Source organism: Mycobacterium colombiense (assembly GCF_003284975.1).
In the GTDB taxonomy this organism is placed as follows: Bacteria; Actinomycetota; Actinomycetes; order Mycobacteriales; family Mycobacteriaceae; genus Mycobacterium; species Mycobacterium europaeum_A.
In genome coordinates this window covers 1-17,014 of the sequence record NZ_QMEU01000047.1, presented here as the reverse complement: position 1 = coordinate 17,014, position 17,014 = coordinate 1, and the positions used below count along the sequence as shown (strand labels likewise).

Annotated in this window: 13 protein-coding genes and 2 pseudogenes; 6 read left to right on the top strand and 9 right to left on the bottom strand. The window is 68.9% G+C overall.

What is annotated here, in order from left to right; genetic code table 11:
• The first annotated feature begins 48 nt into the window (after positions 1-48).
• A complete protein-coding gene (locus DQP58_RS15810) occupies positions 49-2,169 on the top strand; it encodes an acyltransferase family protein (RefSeq protein WP_112709255.1) in 2,121 nt (706 codons plus the stop codon).
• A 277-nt stretch (positions 2,170-2,446) separates the two neighbouring features.
• A pseudogene (locus tag DQP58_RS15805) lies at positions 2,447-5,763 on the top strand (helix-turn-helix transcriptional regulator).
• 1 nt (position 5,764) lies between these two features.
• Here the strand turns inward: DQP58_RS15805 and DQP58_RS15800 are convergent.
• Together DQP58_RS15800 and DQP58_RS15795 are read right to left on the bottom strand one after the other, a co-directional pair.
• Entirely contained in the window at positions 5,765-6,451 is a 687-nt protein-coding gene (locus tag DQP58_RS15800; protein ID WP_112709254.1) for an Rv0518 family GDSL lipase, read from the bottom strand.
• A gap of 90 nt (positions 6,452-6,541) precedes the next feature.
• Entirely contained in the window at positions 6,542-7,777 is a 1,236-nt protein-coding gene (locus DQP58_RS15795; protein WP_205869443.1) for an acyltransferase family protein, read from the bottom strand.
• A 368-nt stretch (positions 7,778-8,145) separates the two neighbouring features.
• On the opposite strand from DQP58_RS15795, the gene DQP58_RS15790 reads away from it, so the two are divergent.
• Complete coding sequence (locus DQP58_RS15790; protein ID WP_112709252.1) at positions 8,146-8,586, top strand: STAS domain-containing protein; 441 nt, start codon at positions 8,146-8,148, stop codon at positions 8,584-8,586.
• Here the strand turns inward: DQP58_RS15790 and DQP58_RS15785 are convergent.
• The 7 genes from DQP58_RS15785 to DQP58_RS15755 form a co-directional block, all read right to left on the bottom strand.
• Complete coding sequence (locus tag DQP58_RS15785; protein ID WP_112709251.1) at positions 8,570-8,830, bottom strand: hypothetical protein; 261 nt, start codon at positions 8,828-8,830, stop codon at positions 8,570-8,572. The two genes, DQP58_RS15790 and DQP58_RS15785, sit on opposite strands and share 17 nt — an antisense overlap.
• On the bottom strand, positions 8,827-9,378 hold the full coding sequence (locus DQP58_RS15780) for a DUF3093 family protein (RefSeq protein ID WP_205869442.1): 552 nt from the start codon (positions 9,376-9,378) through the stop codon (positions 8,827-8,829). Before DQP58_RS15780 ends, DQP58_RS15785 begins: the two co-directional genes overlap by 4 nt.
• Before the next feature lie 13 nt (positions 9,379-9,391).
• Positions 9,392-10,372 (bottom strand): porphobilinogen synthase, encoded by a 981-nt coding sequence (hemB, locus tag DQP58_RS15775; RefSeq protein ID WP_112709250.1) that lies wholly within the window; start codon positions 10,370-10,372, stop codon positions 9,392-9,394.
• Complete coding sequence (locus DQP58_RS15770) at positions 10,372-12,033, bottom strand: uroporphyrinogen-III synthase (RefSeq protein WP_112709249.1); 1,662 nt, start codon at positions 12,031-12,033, stop codon at positions 10,372-10,374. Before DQP58_RS15770 ends, hemB begins: the two co-directional genes overlap by 1 nt.
• 23 nt (positions 12,034-12,056) lie before the next feature.
• A complete protein-coding gene (gene hemC / locus DQP58_RS15765; RefSeq protein WP_112709273.1) occupies positions 12,057-13,004 on the bottom strand; it encodes a hydroxymethylbilane synthase in 948 nt (315 codons plus the stop codon).
• 13 nt (positions 13,005-13,017) lie between these two features.
• Positions 13,018-14,388: a glutamyl-tRNA reductase gene (locus DQP58_RS15760; RefSeq protein WP_112709248.1), complete on the bottom strand. Its 1,371-nt coding sequence runs from the start codon at positions 14,386-14,388 to the stop codon at positions 13,018-13,020.
• Between the two features lie 125 nt (positions 14,389-14,513).
• Complete coding sequence (locus DQP58_RS15755) at positions 14,514-14,783, bottom strand: glutaredoxin family protein (RefSeq protein WP_112709272.1); 270 nt, start codon at positions 14,781-14,783, stop codon at positions 14,514-14,516.
• Between the two features lie 59 nt (positions 14,784-14,842).
• On the opposite strand from DQP58_RS15755, the gene DQP58_RS15750 reads away from it, so the two are divergent.
• The 3 genes and pseudogenes from DQP58_RS15750 to DQP58_RS15740 all read left to right on the top strand — a co-directional run.
• Positions 14,843-15,151 (top strand): WXG100 family type VII secretion target, encoded by a 309-nt coding sequence (locus DQP58_RS15750; RefSeq protein WP_112709247.1) that lies wholly within the window; start codon positions 14,843-14,845, stop codon positions 15,149-15,151.
• The gene (locus DQP58_RS15745; protein ID WP_112709246.1) at positions 15,144-15,434 is read left to right on the top strand and encodes a WXG100 family type VII secretion target; all 291 of its coding nucleotides are present in this window, start codon (positions 15,144-15,146) and stop codon (positions 15,432-15,434) included. The genes DQP58_RS15750 and DQP58_RS15745 overlap by 8 nt, the downstream gene beginning before the upstream one ends.
• 4 nt (positions 15,435-15,438) lie before the next feature.
• Positions 15,439-17,014, top strand: a pseudogene (locus DQP58_RS15740) (NAD(+)--arginine ADP-ribosyltransferase); the annotation flags it as partial.

The following is a 17,014-nucleotide window of genomic DNA, read 5'->3' as shown; positions in this document are numbered from 1 at the left end:
ACGCACATGACACTTCGGGAGCAATCGGTCGCCAGCAGCCCACAGCAGGTGGCGCGGCGGACCTCCCGAAGCGGATTCCGGCCCGACATCGAGGGACTGCGCGCCGTCGCGGTGATCGCCGTCGTGCTCTACCACGCCGGCATCCCAGGAATCACCGGCGGCTACATCGGCGTCGACGTGTTCTTCGTCATCTCCGGCTTTCTGATCACCGGGCTGCTGTTTGGCGAGGCAAGCACCACGACTACCGTTGCGCTGGGCCGGTTTTACGGCGCTCGTGCCCGCCGGCTGCTGCCGGCCGCGGCCATCGTCGGCACCATCACGGCGATCGGCGCCGCCGCGGTGCTGCCGCCGCTGCAGGCGCGCAACGTGTTCCTCGACGGCATCGCCAGCGCCCTGTACGTCGGCAACTACCGGTTCGCGATGCGCGGCACCGACTACCTGATGACGGACGCGCCGTCACCGTTCCAGCACTACTGGTCGCTGGGGGTGGAGGAGCAGTTCTACCTGGTGTGGCCGCTGCTCATCATCGCCACGGCCTGGTCGCTGCGGCGCATGCCGCGCCTGCGCGGGGCCGCGACGCGCGCGACACCGTACGCGGTGATCCTCGCGATCGTGGCGGCGGCGTCGTTGACGGCGGGCGCGGTGTGGACCCGCACTTCGCCGTCGTGGGCGTTCTTCTCGTTGCCCACCCGCGCCTGGGAGCTGGCGGCCGGTGGCCTGGTGGCCCTGTCGATCCAGCAGTGGCGCCGGCTGTCGCTGCGAACGGCGTCGATCGCTGGGTGGGGCGGCCTGGCGTTGATCCTGCTGACCTGCACCCAACTCAATTCCCACACCCCGTATCCCGGCACCGAGGCGCTGCTGCCGGTGCTGGGCACCGCGCTGATCATCGGGGGCGGCGTCGGCACCGGCGGGCTCGGGCCCGGCCGCCTGCTGTGCCGCCCGGCGATGCGCGCGATCGGCCGGATCTCCTACTCCTGGTACCTGTGGCACTGGCCGGTGCTGCTGCTGATGCCGGCTCTGCTCGGTGAGCCCGCGGGGCTGCCGGCCCGGCTGAGCGCGACGGCCGTGTCGGCCGGGCTCGCCGTCATCACCCTCCATTTGGTCGAGAACCCCGGCCGCTTCGCCGCCGCGCTGCGCCGCTCGGCGAAAGTCAGCCTGGTGGTGGCGGGCGGCGCGAGTGCCGCCACCGCGTGCGCATGCATGTTGCTGCTCAACGTGATACCGGCACCGGTGGGGCACGGGGTCGCCGCTCCCCGCGCCAACATCATTGCGACGCCCCCGTCCAACGTCCCCGCGGTCAGCGCGCAGGAAGCGGCGGTTCGTCAGGCATTCGACCAGGCCCGCGTGGCGCTCGCCGCGGCCGTCGGCCTGCGAGCCGTCCCGTCGAACCTGGACCCGCCGCTGGCCAAGGCGCCCGCCGACAAGGCCGCGGTGTTCGTCAACGGCTGCGTGCGCTCCTGGCGCGACGTCGGACAAAGCGAATGCGCGACAGGCGACACCGCCTCGCCGACCACGGTCGCCCTGATCGGCGACTCGCACGCCGCCATGTGGAATCCGGCCTTCGAGCAACTCGCCGAGCAGCGACACTGGCGGCTGGAGACGCTGGCCAAGGTGACCTGCCCGCTGCAGGACCTGCGCATCGTGAGCCCGTACCTGGGCCGCGAGTACACCGAATGCGAACAGTGGCGCAACCAGATCATGGGCCGGATGAGCGCCGAACACCCGCGCCTGATCGTGCTGGACATGAGCCGGCGCTACGGCGGGGACTTCGGCTTCGCCTCCTACGACCCGTCCTGGATCGACACCCTCGGACGCACCGTGGCGCAGCTGCGCGACACCGGCGCGACCGTCCTGGTGCTCGGGCCCGCACCCGACCCGCATTCATCGGTGCCGACCTGCCTGTCCGCCCACCTCGACGACGTAAACGCCTGTACGCCAACGAAGGTCGCGGCGGTGGACGGCGACGGGATCGCCGCCGAGCAGGCGGTGACGGCCCGCAGCGGCGGCCACTACGCCGACCTGACCGGCATGTTCTGCACCCCTGACCGCTGCCCGATCGTTGTCGGCAACACGCTGGTCTTCCGCGACGACAACCATGTGACAACCGAGTACGCGCAGTTGGTGGCACCGCTTATGGGTGCGCTCGCGGACCGCGCCTTGAACGGGTGAACGGCAATGAACTTCTCGTGGCCGGCCCACGTCAGATCAGTGAAGGGTTTTTGGAGGTCTTAGGGTCATGTCTCCGCTGTTGCTGGTCTGCATCGCACTAGCCGCGCCCTTCGCCGGAATCGGCTTCCTGCATGTGCAGGACCGCCTGGAGCGCTGGGACTACCAGCGGCACGCCGACGACTGATTCGCCCATAGCAAAGGATGTCCTCGGTAGATCCGCATGGCCGCGGCCGCGGTGTACGCGATTGTGCTGATGTTTTCCCCGCGCGGCGCCCCCATGCTGGCTAACATGATCAGGATTGATCCACCGGCGGACGTGCCGCTGCTGAATTGGAGCGAGCAGAGCGTGAGCGAGCTGCCCACTGGAACGGTGACGCTGCTGCTCGCCGACGTCGAAGGCTCGACGCGGTTGTGGGAAACCCAATCCGACACCATGACGACCGCGCTCGAGCAGCTCAACCGGACGGTCAACGAGCTGGTGGCCAGCTACGGCGGCGTGCGGCCGGTCGAACAGGGCGAGGGCGACAGTTTCGTGCTGGCGTTCGCGCGGGCCAGCGATGCGCTCGCCTGCGCTCTGGAGATTCAGCTAACCATGCAGCCGCCGATCCGGATCCGCCTGGGCCTGCACACCGGTGAGATTCAGCTGCGCGACGCCGGTAACTACGCGGGAAGCACCATCAATCGGACCGCACGCCTGCGCGACCTCGCCCACGGCGGGCAGACCGTGCTGTCCGGCGCGACCGAACCGTTGGTGATCGACCGGTTGCCGGCCGATGTGTGGCTGACGGACCTAGGTGAGCACGCGTTGCGGGATCTGCCCCGCCCGGAACGCGTCTTCCAGCTCAACCACCCCGGCCTGCGCAATGACTTCCCGCCGCTGCGCACGGCGAATGACGTTGCGGGAAAACGCCTTCCGAGCCAATTGACCAGCTTCGTCGGCCGCGGCGCCCAAATCGACGACATCGCACAGATTTTGAAGGAGAACCGGTTGGTGACCCTGACCGGCGCGGGCGGAGTCGGCAAGACCCGGTTGGCGGTGCAGGTCGCCGACCGGATCGGCGCCGGGTTCTCCGGCGGGGCGTGGTTCATCGACCTTGCCCCGGTGACCAGCCCGTTGGTGGTCCCCGTCACCGTGGCCCGCACGTTGGGTCTTCCCGACCAGCCGGGCCGCTCCACGATGGAGACCCTGTCCCGCTACGTCGCCAACCGAAAGATGTTGCTGGTACTGGACAATTGTGAGCACCTGCTGGACGCCAGCGCGTCCGTGGTGGTGGCGTTGCTGGAGGCGGGACCCGAGGTCACCGTGCTGGCGACCAGCCGCGAGCCGATCGGCATCGTGGGCGAGCTGACCTGGCGGGTGCCGTCACTGTCGGTGGACGGTGAGGCCGTCGAACTGTTCGCCGACCGGGCCCGCCGCACCCGTCCGGATTTCGTTCTCACCGAAGGCAATTCGGCCGCAGTCGCAGAGATCTGCCGTCGCCTCGACGGCATGCCGCTGGCGATCGAACTGGCCGCCGCGCGCACCCGCACGCTGTCGCTGACCCAGATCGTCGACGGCCTGCATCACAACTTTCGCCTGCTCGCCGGGGGTGCGCGCACCGCGGTCCGCCGTCAGCAGACGTTGCGCGCCTCCATCGACTGGTCGCACGCCATGCTCACCGAGCCGGAACGCGTCCTATTTCGCCGGCTGGCGGTGTTCATGGGCGGTTTCGACCTGGACGCCGCGCACGCCGTGGGCGCAGACACCGATGCCGAGCACTTCCAGCTCATCGATCTGCTCGGGCTGCTCGTCGACAAGTCGCTGGTGGTCACCGAGGAGGTCGACGGCCTGATGCGCTACCGACTGCTGGAGACCGTCCGCCAGTATGGTCTGGAAAAGCTGGCCGAGTCGGGCGAGGCCGAGGTGGTGCGGACCCGCCACCGCGACCATTACACCGACACCGCGGTGGCGCTGGAGTCACGGATTCGCGGCGACGGGAAACCGTTGGTGCCGTGGGCCGAGCTCGAAATGGACAACCTGCGGGCGGCGCACGCGTGGAGTTGCGACGCAGGCGAATTCGGGCCTGCGCTGCAGGTGGTCTCGTCGCTGCAGCGAGTGTGGGTGACGCGCGGGCGATTTCGGGAGGGTGTAGCCGGCTTCGACGCGGTCTTCACCGACGAGCGTTACCGCGATGACGCCGTCGCCCCGGAAATCTGGGTACGCGCGGTGGCCGATGCCAACCTGCTGGCGGTCTGGCACTCCGTCCCGACCAGCCTGCGGCGCGCAGAGGAAGCCTTGGCCGCGGCCCGTCAACTGGGCGACCACGCCCCTCTGGTGAGCATCCTGCTTGCCTGCGCCGTACTGGCCATGAACGACGCCGCGTTGGCGGAGCCGTATTTCGCCGAGGCGGCCGACCTGGCCCGCGCCGCGGGCGACGATGCCGCGCTTTACCACGTGCGCTGCTATCAATGCTTCGTCGGCAACGTCAGCGGCGATCCCGTCGCTTCGCAGGCCGCCGGCGAGGAGGGGCGTGCCCTCGCCGACCGGCTCGGTGACAGCTTCATGTCGCGCTACAGCCGGGTGTTTCTCACCGGCGCGTTCGCGATGCAGGGCAAGTTTGCCGATGCGCTTCGGGTATCGCGCGCACTGGTCGAAGAAGCCCGGGCCGCAGCGGATCTCGCAATGGAAACATTCGGCCTCATGACGCTGGCGCAGGCGCTGACGTTCACCGGCGATGCCGCCGCGGGCCGCGCGGCGGCGCAAGCGGCCCTGGAAAACGGCGCAGCCATGGGCGGTTTCCATGAGGACACCGCGTATGTAGCGCTGGCCAACGCCGAGTTGGCAAGCGGCGACGTCACGGCGGCCAGGGCTGCATGTGAGGCGGCCTGGCGATCGACGTCTCCGCTCAAAGAGCTGTTCGTGCGCAGCCTGGCGCCCATGACCGATGCTGCCCTGGGCTGTAAAGACCTGGTGGCCGCGCGGCGCTGGGCCGACGACGCCGTTGCGCTGGTGCCGGGAAGTCACCGGGTGATGGTGCTGTCGGCGCGGGCGGCAGTTGCGGTCGCGCAAGGCGAACCGCAGCAGGCCGAACGCGACCTGTACGAGGCGCTGGAAATCGCCGAACGCACCGGCGGCTACCTGCAGCTGCCTGGCGCCCTCGAACGCCTCGCCGCGCTTGCCGCCGCCACCAATCCCGAGCACGCCGCACGGCTGTTCGGCGCGGCCGAGGGCATGCGCCAACGCCATGGCGAGGTACGCTTCCAGGTGTTTCAGGCCGCCCACGACGACTCACTGAGGCAAGTACGGGAAGCGCTGGGCGAGAGCGCATTTGAACCGGCATGGGCCGAAGGCAACGCGCTGTCCACCCAGGAGGCCATCAGCTACGCCCGGCGCGGCCGCGGTGCACGCGGACGCCCGGCCAGCGGATGGGAGTCCCTGACACCCACCGAGCGCGACGTCATCCGGCTCGTCAGCCAAGGGTTGCCAACAAAGACGTCGCGGCGCGGCTGTTCATCTCCCCGCGCACCGTGCAGAGCCATCTGACGCACGTCTACGCCAAACTCGCTGTGTCATCGCGGGTTCAGCTGGCCCGCGAAGCCGCCCGCCACGTCTGAGTCAGGTCGACAGCTGCGTGCGAATCAGCGGAGCGATCTTGTCCGCCATGTATTGGTGGCCCGCATCATTCGGATGCACGCCGTCCGCACCGATCAGGTCGGGCCGGCCGACAAACCAGTGTTCGGCGATCGGATCGATGAACGTCGCCCCCGCCGCCCCCGCCGCGCCGCCGAGAATGTCGCGGATCACAAACATCGAAGGCGGCACGTCGGCCGTCGGCCATGGCGGTCCGATCACCAGCAGCCGCGCCGCCGGCGCGAGCCGGCGCGCCAGATCCAAAGCGGCGTGGGTTTTTTCGGTCAGATACCCGGGGTCGACCCCTTGGTCGTTGCGGGAGCCGAAGAACACCACCAGCGCGTCGTCGGGCTGGACCGCCTTGGGGGTCAGGTCCTCGAAGATGCTGCCGTGGTCGCCGGGTGTGCCGTAACCGGCCCTGCCCTCCGCGGCCACACTGCCCGACACCCGCGCACCCCGCGACCCGAGCACCTGAAAGGCGCGCGACGTCCACGATCGGGAGCCCAGGCCGCCTTCATCGGTTCCGGTGGTATACGAATCCCCCACCACCGCCACATGATTCAGCCGAAAGTCGAGCGTCAGTGTCTCGTAGGTGCGCACCTGCGCCGGGTATGCGATGCCTACGCCCGCCAGAAAACTCACCCCAATGAGAAAGGTGGCCAGACGACTCACTCTCACCTCCACTGTCAACGGCATCGTCGGTTGCCGCCGCGTCCTCATCAAGTATTCCCCGTGAGTCCCGGCCCGCCGCTGAGGCGGCCGTCACACCGCGCGGGCCGAAACCGCTTCCAGCGGACGGTCTATCGGATGCAGCTTACTGTTTGGCTCGCCGGGATCGCTTCTGGCGTTGACGGCCCTGACATCGACCATCTTGCGCATCCAGCGGCGGGCGGGCTCTTCGACGCCGTGATACAGCAGCACCGAGGCGCCCAGGGCGATCGCGAGCAGGCCGATGATGTTCCACTTCCACGGGTTATCCAGGGTCGGCAGCTCGAACTGCTCCACGGCCCATCCCCAGGAGGTATGCACCAGCTCGTGCACCATGTACAGGCAGAACGAGATCTTGCCGCCGTACACCATCACTCGGGTCGACAGCACCCGCGGCAGGCTGCCCAGCCCCACCGCCAGCGAAATCACCAGCGGAACGAACAACACGTCGACGACGCCACCGCTGTCGTTCTCCACGACTCCCGATATCGGGTGCGCGCCAAACCAATACAGCACGCCCACCATGGCGGCCAGCAGCAGCAGGGAGACGTATCCGGCGACGCGGCGGCCGCGGTCGGTCAGGCGTAACCTGCGCACGGCGGCGCAGGCCAGCGCCCCGGCGGTGAACTGGGTGACGATTCGGGGCAGCCAGCTCCACGGGGTGTAAAAGTGGCCACTGGCGAGCAACATCAGCACCGGCGGCAGCGACGCCGCGAAGGCCAGGACCATCAGGCTGCGTGCCCTGGTCGCCTGTTTCATCCGCAACAGGACCAGCACCAGGACGGCGAAGAGCACGTAGGCCAGCCATTCCGCGCTGATCGACCAGGCCGGCCCGTCCCAACTCGAGTCGTCGAAGAACGGCACAAACCACAACTGCACCAACAGGATTTGGCGCACGTAGCTGATCGCCGTGAGCGAAGCCGCGTCCGGCGACGGCACATGACCGACGTGCAGGGTGAAGATCACCCACAGGGCGGCCAGGTGCAGGGTGACCAGGTACACCGGCCATACCCGGGCCAGCCGCAGCCACAGGAAATGCAGGGTCTCGCGGGTCGACCAGGACCGGCCCATGCGGTCGAGATAGTTGTAGGTCAGCACGAACCCGCTGAGGATGAAGAACAGGTCGACGCCCTGGGCGCCGCAGTTGAGCACCGGGGCCACGGCGTCCCGGAAATCGGGCGAGACGTCGCCGAGCATCGGCCGGAAGTGGAACAGCACCACCCAGAGCGCTGCCACGATGCGGAGCCCCGTCAGGGCCGTGATCTCGCCCCTGATCTCTCCGCCCCGCACGCTGCTCTTCCCGTCCGAATCGTGGCCGTTCCGTTTCGCGCTACGTCGGCTGAGCGGGAAATCTCGCCTTTTCACAAGCCCCCCGACCAGAACCGGCAGCCTTGGCAGCCTAGCAGCGCAACCGTCGGCACGGGTGGACGGTTGTGGTGTGGCAAACCGGGTTCGGAGGGTAATCCATGGGCCCGATGACCCGCTGGGCGTTTGCTCAGCGGATGGGTCGCGATGGGACAGCAAAGGCTTCTTAGCAAAGCGTTAGACACGGCTTCCGGTCCCCTTAGGCTTGCGGCCTAACGTTTTAATCACACTTTGGTGAGCGTGGAGGCGCCCCCCGAAGACCGCGCGAGCGCCACGGAGAGTGAGGGGTCTGCATGACGACCGCAGGCAACCAGACTGGGCACCACAACTGCGTATTTGACTGCGGCGGCGCGCAGGTCCGGGCGCACTACCGCCACCTGGCCACGGTGGTGCACATTCGCGGCGATATCGACGACGAGAATGTCGACCGCCTCAGCGAACACATCGCGCGGTTCACGCTCGGAGAAAACCCTGTGGTGCTCGATGTGGCGGACGTCAGTGAATTTGCTGAGGCCGGCATCTCGCTGCTGTACGCGTTCGACGCCGATTGTCGCGACGCCGGGGTGGACTGGACTCTGGTCACCAGCTCAGCGGTGACCCAGGTGCTGGATGACACCGGCCATGACGCCAGCTTCCCGATCATGCGCTCGGTTCACGAGGCGCTGCAGGATCGTGCCGAAGCCATCGTGCTGCGCCGCCGGATGGCGTTGCCGCTGGTCAGGAAGACGCCTTAGCGCGCGAGCGCACCCGCCGCAGCCTGGCACCGCCGACGACCGCCAGCGCCCCCGCTGTGGTCAACAGCACCAGCGTGAGCAGCAGCAGCTGCGGGTCATAGATCACCGAGGTGGTGGAGGGCTGCCCGTCCGCGATCGGCGCCACGGACACGGTGTGATGCGAGTGCCACCAGGACAGCCCCGAGCACACGAACGCGGCGCCGGCCAGGCCGAGCTCGAGGATCGCTCGGTAGCGGGCGCTCACCGCGCCGCCCCGGTGTCGTCATCCCACTCCCCGTCGACGGCATCGGAGCGGGAGGGCTCCACCCGCTCCTGCACCAGTGGGGTCAGTGCGGCCCGCAACTGACGATGCCGGCGCGCCCAGGCCTGGACCGTGCGGTCACCGGTGAGCTTGAGGCCGATGCCGACACGCCCGCGCGGCACGCCGACCAGTTCGCCGAGCGCCCGGGACGACTGCCAGCGCGCCAGTTCTTTCCCGGAGGCTTCGTGGTTGTCGGGCTCGGGATAGACCTTGACGATTTCGCGCACCAGAATCGTTTCGGTGCCCTGGCGCAGGGCGTCCTCGGTGAGCTCGATCGAGACGTGGATCCGTGCGGCTTTGACCTGTATGCCGAGGAACGCCGATACGAGCACCAGGAAGATCGCGGGGACCACCAGCGACACCGGGGCGCCGCTCCAGATTTCGATCAGGACCATCGCCACCGCCGCGAGCGGGCCGCACGCCAACCACCACCAGCTGGCGCCGGGTTCGTAGAACAACGGCTTGGGTGCGGTGTCGCCGCCGATCGTCATCGCAAGCCCCATCTCACGAGAGCCACCCTGCCGCATCCGCGGCCCAATACGTGAGCACGATATCGGCTCCGGCGCGCCGGATGCTGGTCAGTGACTCCAGCGCCGCGGCGCGCTCGTCGATCCAATTGTTCGCGGCTGCGGCGCAAATCATCGCGTACTCCCCCGACACCTGGTAGGCGGCGACGGGAACGGGCGAGACGTCCGCCGCGGCGGCGACCACGTCGAGGTAACTCATGGCCGGCTTGATCATCACGATGTCGGCGCCTTCGTCGAGGTCGAGCTCGATCTCGCGCAGCGCTTCCCGGGCATTGCCCGCCTCCTGTTGATAGGTGCGCCGGTCGCCGGACAGACTGGAGCTGACCGCCTCACGAAACGGGCCGTAGAACACCGAGGCGAACTTGGCGGCGTACGCCAGGATCGCCACGTCGGTGAAGCCGGCGGCGTCCAACCCGTCGCGGATCGCGCCCACCTGCCCGTCCATCATGCCGCTCGGCCCCACCACGTGAGCGCCCGACTCAGCTTGCGCCACAGCGAGTTCCACGTACCGGGCGACGGTGGCGTCGTTGTCGACCCGGCCCCGGCCGTCCAGGACGCCGCAGTGCCCGTGGTCGGTGAACTCATCCAGGCAGGTGTCGGCCATCAGCACGGTGGCCTCGCCGAGGTCCTTGGCCAGGTCTCGCAGCGCGACGTTGAGGATCCCGTCGGCGTCGGTCCCGGCCGAACCGACCGAATCCTTGTCCGCGTCGCGAGGCACGCCGAACAGCATCAACCCGCCCACCCCGGCGGCGACAGCACTGGCGGCCGCGCTGCGCAACGAATCACGGGTGTGCTGCACCACCCCCGGCATAGACGTGATCGGCCGGGGTTCGTCGATGCCGTCGGCGACGAACATCGGCAGCACCAAATGCCTTGGCTCCAAGGAGGTTTGCGCCACCAGACGGCGCAATGCCGGGGTGGTGCGAAGCCGACGCGGGCGCTGCCGCGGGTAGGACACTAGCGCCTGCGGCTCTTTTTGCGCGGCGGCGGCAGCGCACCCTCGGCGCGCAACCGCGCGGCGTGTTCGGCCAGCGCGTCGACCAACGGACCAACCGCGGCGGTCTCGGGCTGGACATCCACCCGCAGACCGAATTCGGCTGCGGTCTCTGCGGTTTTGGGACCGATGCAGGCGATGATCGTCCGGGCGTGCGGCTTGCCGGCGATGCCGACCAGATTGCGCACCGTGGAGCTGGACGTGAAGCACACGGCGTCGAAACCACCGGTCTTGATCATCTCTCGCGTCTCCGCCGGTGGCGGGGCGGCCCGCACCGTCCGGTAGGCGGTGACATCCTCGATCTCCCAACCACGTTCGCGCAGGCCCTCGGCCAGCGTCTCGGTGGCGATGTCCGCACGCGGCAGCAGGACCCGGTTGACCGGGTCGAAAATGCTGTCGTAGGGCGGGAAGTCGTCGAGCAGGCCCAGCGAGGACTGCTCACCGGCCGGTACCAGCTCCGGGCTGATCCCGAACGCCCGCACCCGGTCGGCGGTCGATTCGCCCACACACGCGATCTTCACTCCGGAGAACGCGCGCGCGTCCAGACCGAACTCGCCGAACTTCTCCCACACCGCGCGCACCGCGTTGGTGGAGGTGAACACCACCCACTGGAAGCGGCCGTCGACCAATCCCTTGACGGCCCTTTCCATCTGAGCGGGGCTGCGCGGCGGCTCGACGGCAATGGTCGGTACCTCGATGGGCAGCGCGCCGTAGGACGTCAGGCGTTCGCTCATCTCGCCGGCCTGGTCCTTGGTGCGCGGCACCAGCACGGTCCAGCCGTACAGCGCGCGGCTCTCCCACCAGTTCAGCTTGGCCCGGCTGGCCACCGTCTTGCCGATGGTCACCACCAGCGGTCCGGTCAGCGGACCGGCGGGGTCGGTGCCGCCCAGCACCGCCGAGTCGGTCAGGCCGTGCAGCGTGGTCTCGATCGAACGCTGCTGGCAGGTGGTGCCGTGCGCGGTCACCACGCACGGGGTGTTCTCGGCGAGCTCGTGCTCGATCAGGGTGCGTGCCGCGTCGGCCAGGTGCGACGACGTGGCCTGCAGGATCAGCGGACCGGGCGCGGCGGCCAGCGCCTCCCAATCCACCTGTGGGTCGCGCACGTCGGCCACGGTGTGCGAAGAGCCCAGCGGCAGCCCCGCATACGTCGGCACGGCATCACTGGGGGCCAGCCCCGGCACGATCTCGATGTGCAGGTGGCTGCGCGCGACGGCGTTCACCTCGGTGATGACCGCGTCGACCGTCAGCGGGTCGCCGGCCACCAGCCGCACCACGTCCACGCCGGTGCGGGCCTCGGTGGTCAGCGTCTTGGCCACCTCGGCGGGATCACCCAGCGCCGGGCGGATGTCGGGACCACCGGAGATCACCGCCGGCTGCGCCTTGGTCGGCTCGGATCCGCCGTCGCCGGTGGAGGCGACCGGCTCCGCCGGAGCCGGGCCGGAAACCGGCGGCAGGTCTTTGCCGATCAGGGCCAGCACCGGCTCGGGCACGTCGGGGTCGGTGAACACCAGGGCGGCGTTCGCCAGCACCGTGGCGGCCCGGGTCGTCAGCAATCCCGGGTCACCCGGGCCGGAGCCCACGTACGTGATGCGGCCGGGTGTCGGCTTACGCCCTCGCGTCGTCATTGTCGCTCCCACGTAACTCGCTTTTATTTTCCTCGCGTCGGGTCTTGCCGCGCGCCGCTCATCAGTTCTCGGGCGCCCAGCTCGAACAGCTCCGCGGCCACCGAGAGCCCAAGCTCTCGTGCCCGACCGGGACTGCCGATACCGGACGCGCGGATCACATCAGACCCGTCCAGCGCCGCCACGCAACCGCGCAACGACAGCTCTTCGAAGATCCGGCCTTCCTCATCGATGGACTCGACCACTTCTGCGATCGCGCCCACCGGTGCGGAGCAACCGGCCTCCAGTTCGGCCAGCAGGGTTCGCTCCGCAGTGACCGACGCCCTCGTGTCGGCGTCGTCCAGTTCCGCCAGCACCGCCGCTAACCGGCTATCGCCGGCACGGCATTCGACGGCGAGCGCGCCCTGAGCCGGTGCTGGCAACATCTGCACCGGCTCTAGCGTCTCGGTGACATCGTCGAGGCGACCGATCCGGGCCAGTCCCGCCCGGGCTACCACGATCGCGTCGAGATCACCACTGCTTACCCTGTTCAACCTGGTATCTAGGTTGCCTCGTAGGGGGCGGATTTCCAAACCGAGACCCAATGCTCTAAGCTGCGCGGCCCGCCGCGGCGACGAGGTGCCCACCAGCGAACCGGCCGGCAACTCCGCGAGCACCAACCCGTCGCGCGCTACCACCGCGTCGCGCGGGTCGTTGCGCATCGGTATGGCCGCCAGAGCAAACCTCGGATCCTCGGCGGTGGGCAGGTCCTTGTGGGAGTGCACGGCGGCGTCGACACGGCCCTCTTCCATGGCCTCGCGCAGGGCGGTGGTGAAGACACCGACGCCGAGGTCTTCGATGGGCGCCGACGACCGGTCCCCGGCGGTGGTGATGGTCACCAGCTCCGCCGGGTGTCCCAGCGCGATCAAAGCATCTCGGACCGTTCCGGCCTGGGTGGTGGCCAACAGGCTGCCCCGCGTGCCTATCCGGATCACGTTCGCCAATCGGCTACTCGGCGGTTTGCTGCGGGGTTCCCGCGTCGAATCCGCTTGCGATGACCGGCAATTCGCCCGCGGCCACGGCATCGACGGCGGTCTGGTCGAGTTCGAAGAGTTCGCGCAGGGCCTCGGCGTAGCTGTCGCCGCCGGGCGCGCTGGCGAGTTGTTTGATCCGCACGGTCGGCGCGTGGAGCAGCTTGTCCACCACCCGCCGCACGGTCCGGGCCACCTCTTCGCGCTGGGCACTCTCGAGCCCGGGCAACCGGTTATCGAGGCGCAGCAGCTCCGCTTCGACCACGTCGGCGGCGCGCTGACGCAACGCGGTGACCGTCGGCGTGACCTCGGCCATCCGCTGGCCGGCGAGATAGGCAGCAACTTCGGTGGCGACGATGTTGCGGGCGGCGTCGACGTCTGCGGCCGCGGCGTGGGCCGAGGGCTCGTGCTGGACGCGGTCCACGTCGACGACCCAGACGCCGGGCAGGCCGGCCACCGCCGGGTCGACGTCGCGCGGCATGCCGAGGTCGCAGATCACCAGGGGGCTGGCCTCTTCGTCGCGGTGCGCGGCGGCCAGGGCGTGGTGCACGTCGGCCAGCGAGATCACCGGGGTCACCGCCCCGGTACAGCTGACGACGACGTCGGCGCCTGCCAAGGTGTCGGCCAGCCGGTCCAACGGCAGGGCGTCGGCCGGCACCCCGGTGTCGCGAATCTTGCGGACCAGGCGCTGGGCCCGGGACAGCGAGCGGTTGACCACGTGCACATGCCCGATGCCGGCCCGGGACAGGTGCGCCGCGGCCAGGGCGCCCATCGCTCCGGCGCCGACCAGGACCGCCGACCTACCGGACAGCCCGCCCAGCCGGCGCTCGGCCATGTTCAGGGCGACCGACACCACCGAGGCGCCGGCGGCGTCGATGGCGGTTTCGGAGTGCACCCGCTTGCCCACCGAGAGGGCCCGCTGGGCCAGCTCGTGCAGGACCCGGCCGACGGTGCGATTGGTCTCGGCGTCGGCGTAGGCGCGACGGACCTGGCCGAGCACCTGCTGCTCGCCGATCACCGCGGAATCCAGGCCGCTGGCGACCGCGAACAGGTGCTCGACGGCGGCCTCGCTGTACCGGACGTAGGCGTATTTGGTGAGGTCGGCCATCGACATGCCGGACTGTTCCGACAGCACCTGCCCGATCACGGCCAACCCGCCGTGGAACGCGTCGACCACCGCGTAGACCTCGACCCGGTTGCATGTAGACAGCACCATCGCCTCGGTCACCAGCGGCGACTGCAACACCCGGTCGACGATCTTGCCCTGATCGGCCTCGTCGATGCTGAGTTGTTCCAGGACGGAGACCGGCGCACTGCGGTGCGAAACCCCGAAGAGCAAGACGCTCACGGCAGCATCACCTGGCCAGCTCCCTTGCTTCTTCCAGTAACTGAACTGCTGTCCACGGTAAACGTTTATCAGCTGGGCTACCAAATAATTGTCCGGCGCCGACCGGGCGGGCGGCGGCTGACCGGTCAGCGGCCGAGATCGGCCCGCAGCCGCGGCTCGTCGATCTCCCAGTAGCTGTGTTCGCGGCCGTCGAGCAGGATCACCGGGAGCCGGTCGCCGAACTCGGCCCGCAGCGCGGGATCGCCCGCCGCGGCGGCCGCGTCGACGTCGGTCATCGACAACTCGAAGCCCAACTCGGCGGCCAATTCGACCAACCGGTCGTGCACCCGCTCGCAGATGGCACACCCGTCGCGGGTCAACAGCTCCACCTGTCGCCGGCCGGTCGCCTCACTCATGGGCACCAGTGTGGCATCGGTGACTTGTGGGGCCATCTACCTGGCGTTATGTTCCGACTATGGCCGACGAAACACTGCGGGTCGATCCTGTCGTGATGCAGGCTGCCGCCGCCTCGCTCAGCGGTGCGGCCGAGCAGCTTTCGGCCCAGCTGTCCCAGCTCGACGATCAGGTGGGCCAGCTGCTGGGCGGTTGGCAGGGTGTGGCCGGCAGTGCGTACGGATCCGCGTGGGAGCTGTGGCACAAAGGCGCCCGCGAGGTTGAGCTCGGGCTGTCGATGCTGGCGCATCTGGTCGGCCAGGCCGGCGCGGCGTATCAGGCCAACGAGGCCGGATCCGCCCAGGCGGAGCGCGGGGTGCGCGGTGGCTGAGGCGTTTCGGGTTGATCCGCAGGCGCTGGCCGACGCAGTGCAGCGGATGGCGGCGTTCCAACGCTATGCCGAAGACATGATCGCCGAAATCGATTCGCGGGTAACGCGTTTGCACGCAGCGTGGACGGGCGAAGCCGCCGCGGCACACGCCCAGGCGCATCAGCACTGGGTTCGCGGCGAGGCGATGATGCGCCAGGCGCTGACGCAACTGGAGAAGGTGGCCACGACCGCGCACGGCAACTACACCGGCGCGATGTCGACGAATCTCGGTATGTGGTCGTGACTGAATGGCGCCGCTGGCGTGTGACCCGACTGCCCTAGACCGAGCCGGTGCCACGGTCCTGACCACCGGCGTTTCCCTGGGTTCGCTGATCTCGACGTTGACCACGGCGTTGGCCGACACGGCGGGCATGGCCGGTGACGATCCGGTGGGTGCGGCGCTGGGCCGCGCGTACGACGGCGCAGCGGCCAAGGTGATCGAGGCGATGACCAGCACCCGCAATGGGTTGGCCAGCATCGGTGACGGGGTGCGGATGTCGGCGCACAACTATGCGCTGGCCGAGGCGATGTCGGACGTGACGGGCCACGCCGCAGTTCTGCCGACGCCGCCGGTGACCGCGCCGCTGACCGCGGCGTCTCATCCCCCATCCGCGGTGGGAACCGGAAGCAGCGCCCCGGCGGGTTGGAGTTGGGTCGCGCCCTATATCGGAATGATCTGGCCCACGGGCGATTCGGCTAAACTACGCGCCGCCGCCGCGGCATGGACGACCGCGGGTGCCACCTTCATGACGACCGAGTTCGCGGCCGGCGGCGCCACCATGGCCACCGTTGCGGCGCAACAGATTCCGGAAGGCGCCGCCATCAACAAGGCGTTGACCGACGCCTCTGGTGCCGCCATCAGCGTTGCGGGCCAATGCCAGACGATCGCGGCGCAACTCAATAGCTACGCGGCCAAGATCGACAAGGTGCACGCGGCGATCCTGGACCTGTTGTCGCGCATCTGCGATCCGCTGACCGGCATCAAAGAGGTATGGGACCTTCTCACCGACGAAGACGAAGACGAGATCAAAAGAATCGCAGACGACATCAAAACGGTGGTCGACAACTTTTCCCGGGAAGCCGAAACGCTCGCCGACCAGATCAAGGCCACCATGTCGGCGGCCGCCACCGCCGCGAAGGATATGGCCCACTGGGCCGACAAAGAGTGGGACCACTTTCTGCACGGGACGCCGGTGGGTAGGGCGCTCAATCAGGTGGGCCAGACCCTCAAAGGCGTGGGCGTTGAGGGGTATGACTTCCTCGAGCAGCTTGCGAAATTCAGCCCGAGCCGGCTGCAAAGCGATCCGGTGGGTTACGCCAAAGACGTCTACGGCATGGTCTCCGCGGAGTTGCCTCTCGTCGGATTGGGGCCCGACGGCGGGCCCGGTGTCGCCGAATCCTGGAAGGCAGTGGGCAAGGACGTCACTCACTGGGACGAGTGGGCCAAAAACCCCGCAGAAGCGCTCGGAAAATCGATCTTCGACGTGGCCACCTTCGCCTTGCCCGGTGGACCTCTCTCCAAGCTGGGAAAGGTCGGTCACGGCGCTGCCGACGCGCTGAGAGGTTTGAAGAAGCCGCCCGAGCTCAAACCGCCCGAGGTCAAACCACCGGAGGTCAAGGCTCCCCCGTCCCCTCCCAAGCCACCGGAATCGGGCCAGCCGGCACCAGCGCCCCAGGGGAAACCGGGGCCCTCGGGCAAGCCGGCGCCCGCACCCGCCGACGGTCCGCTGCCGCACAGCCCCACCGAATCCAAGCCACCGCCGGTCGAAAAGCCCCCGGCCGAGCCGCCCAAACCGACCGCGACGCCGGGCGAGCCCGGCGGTA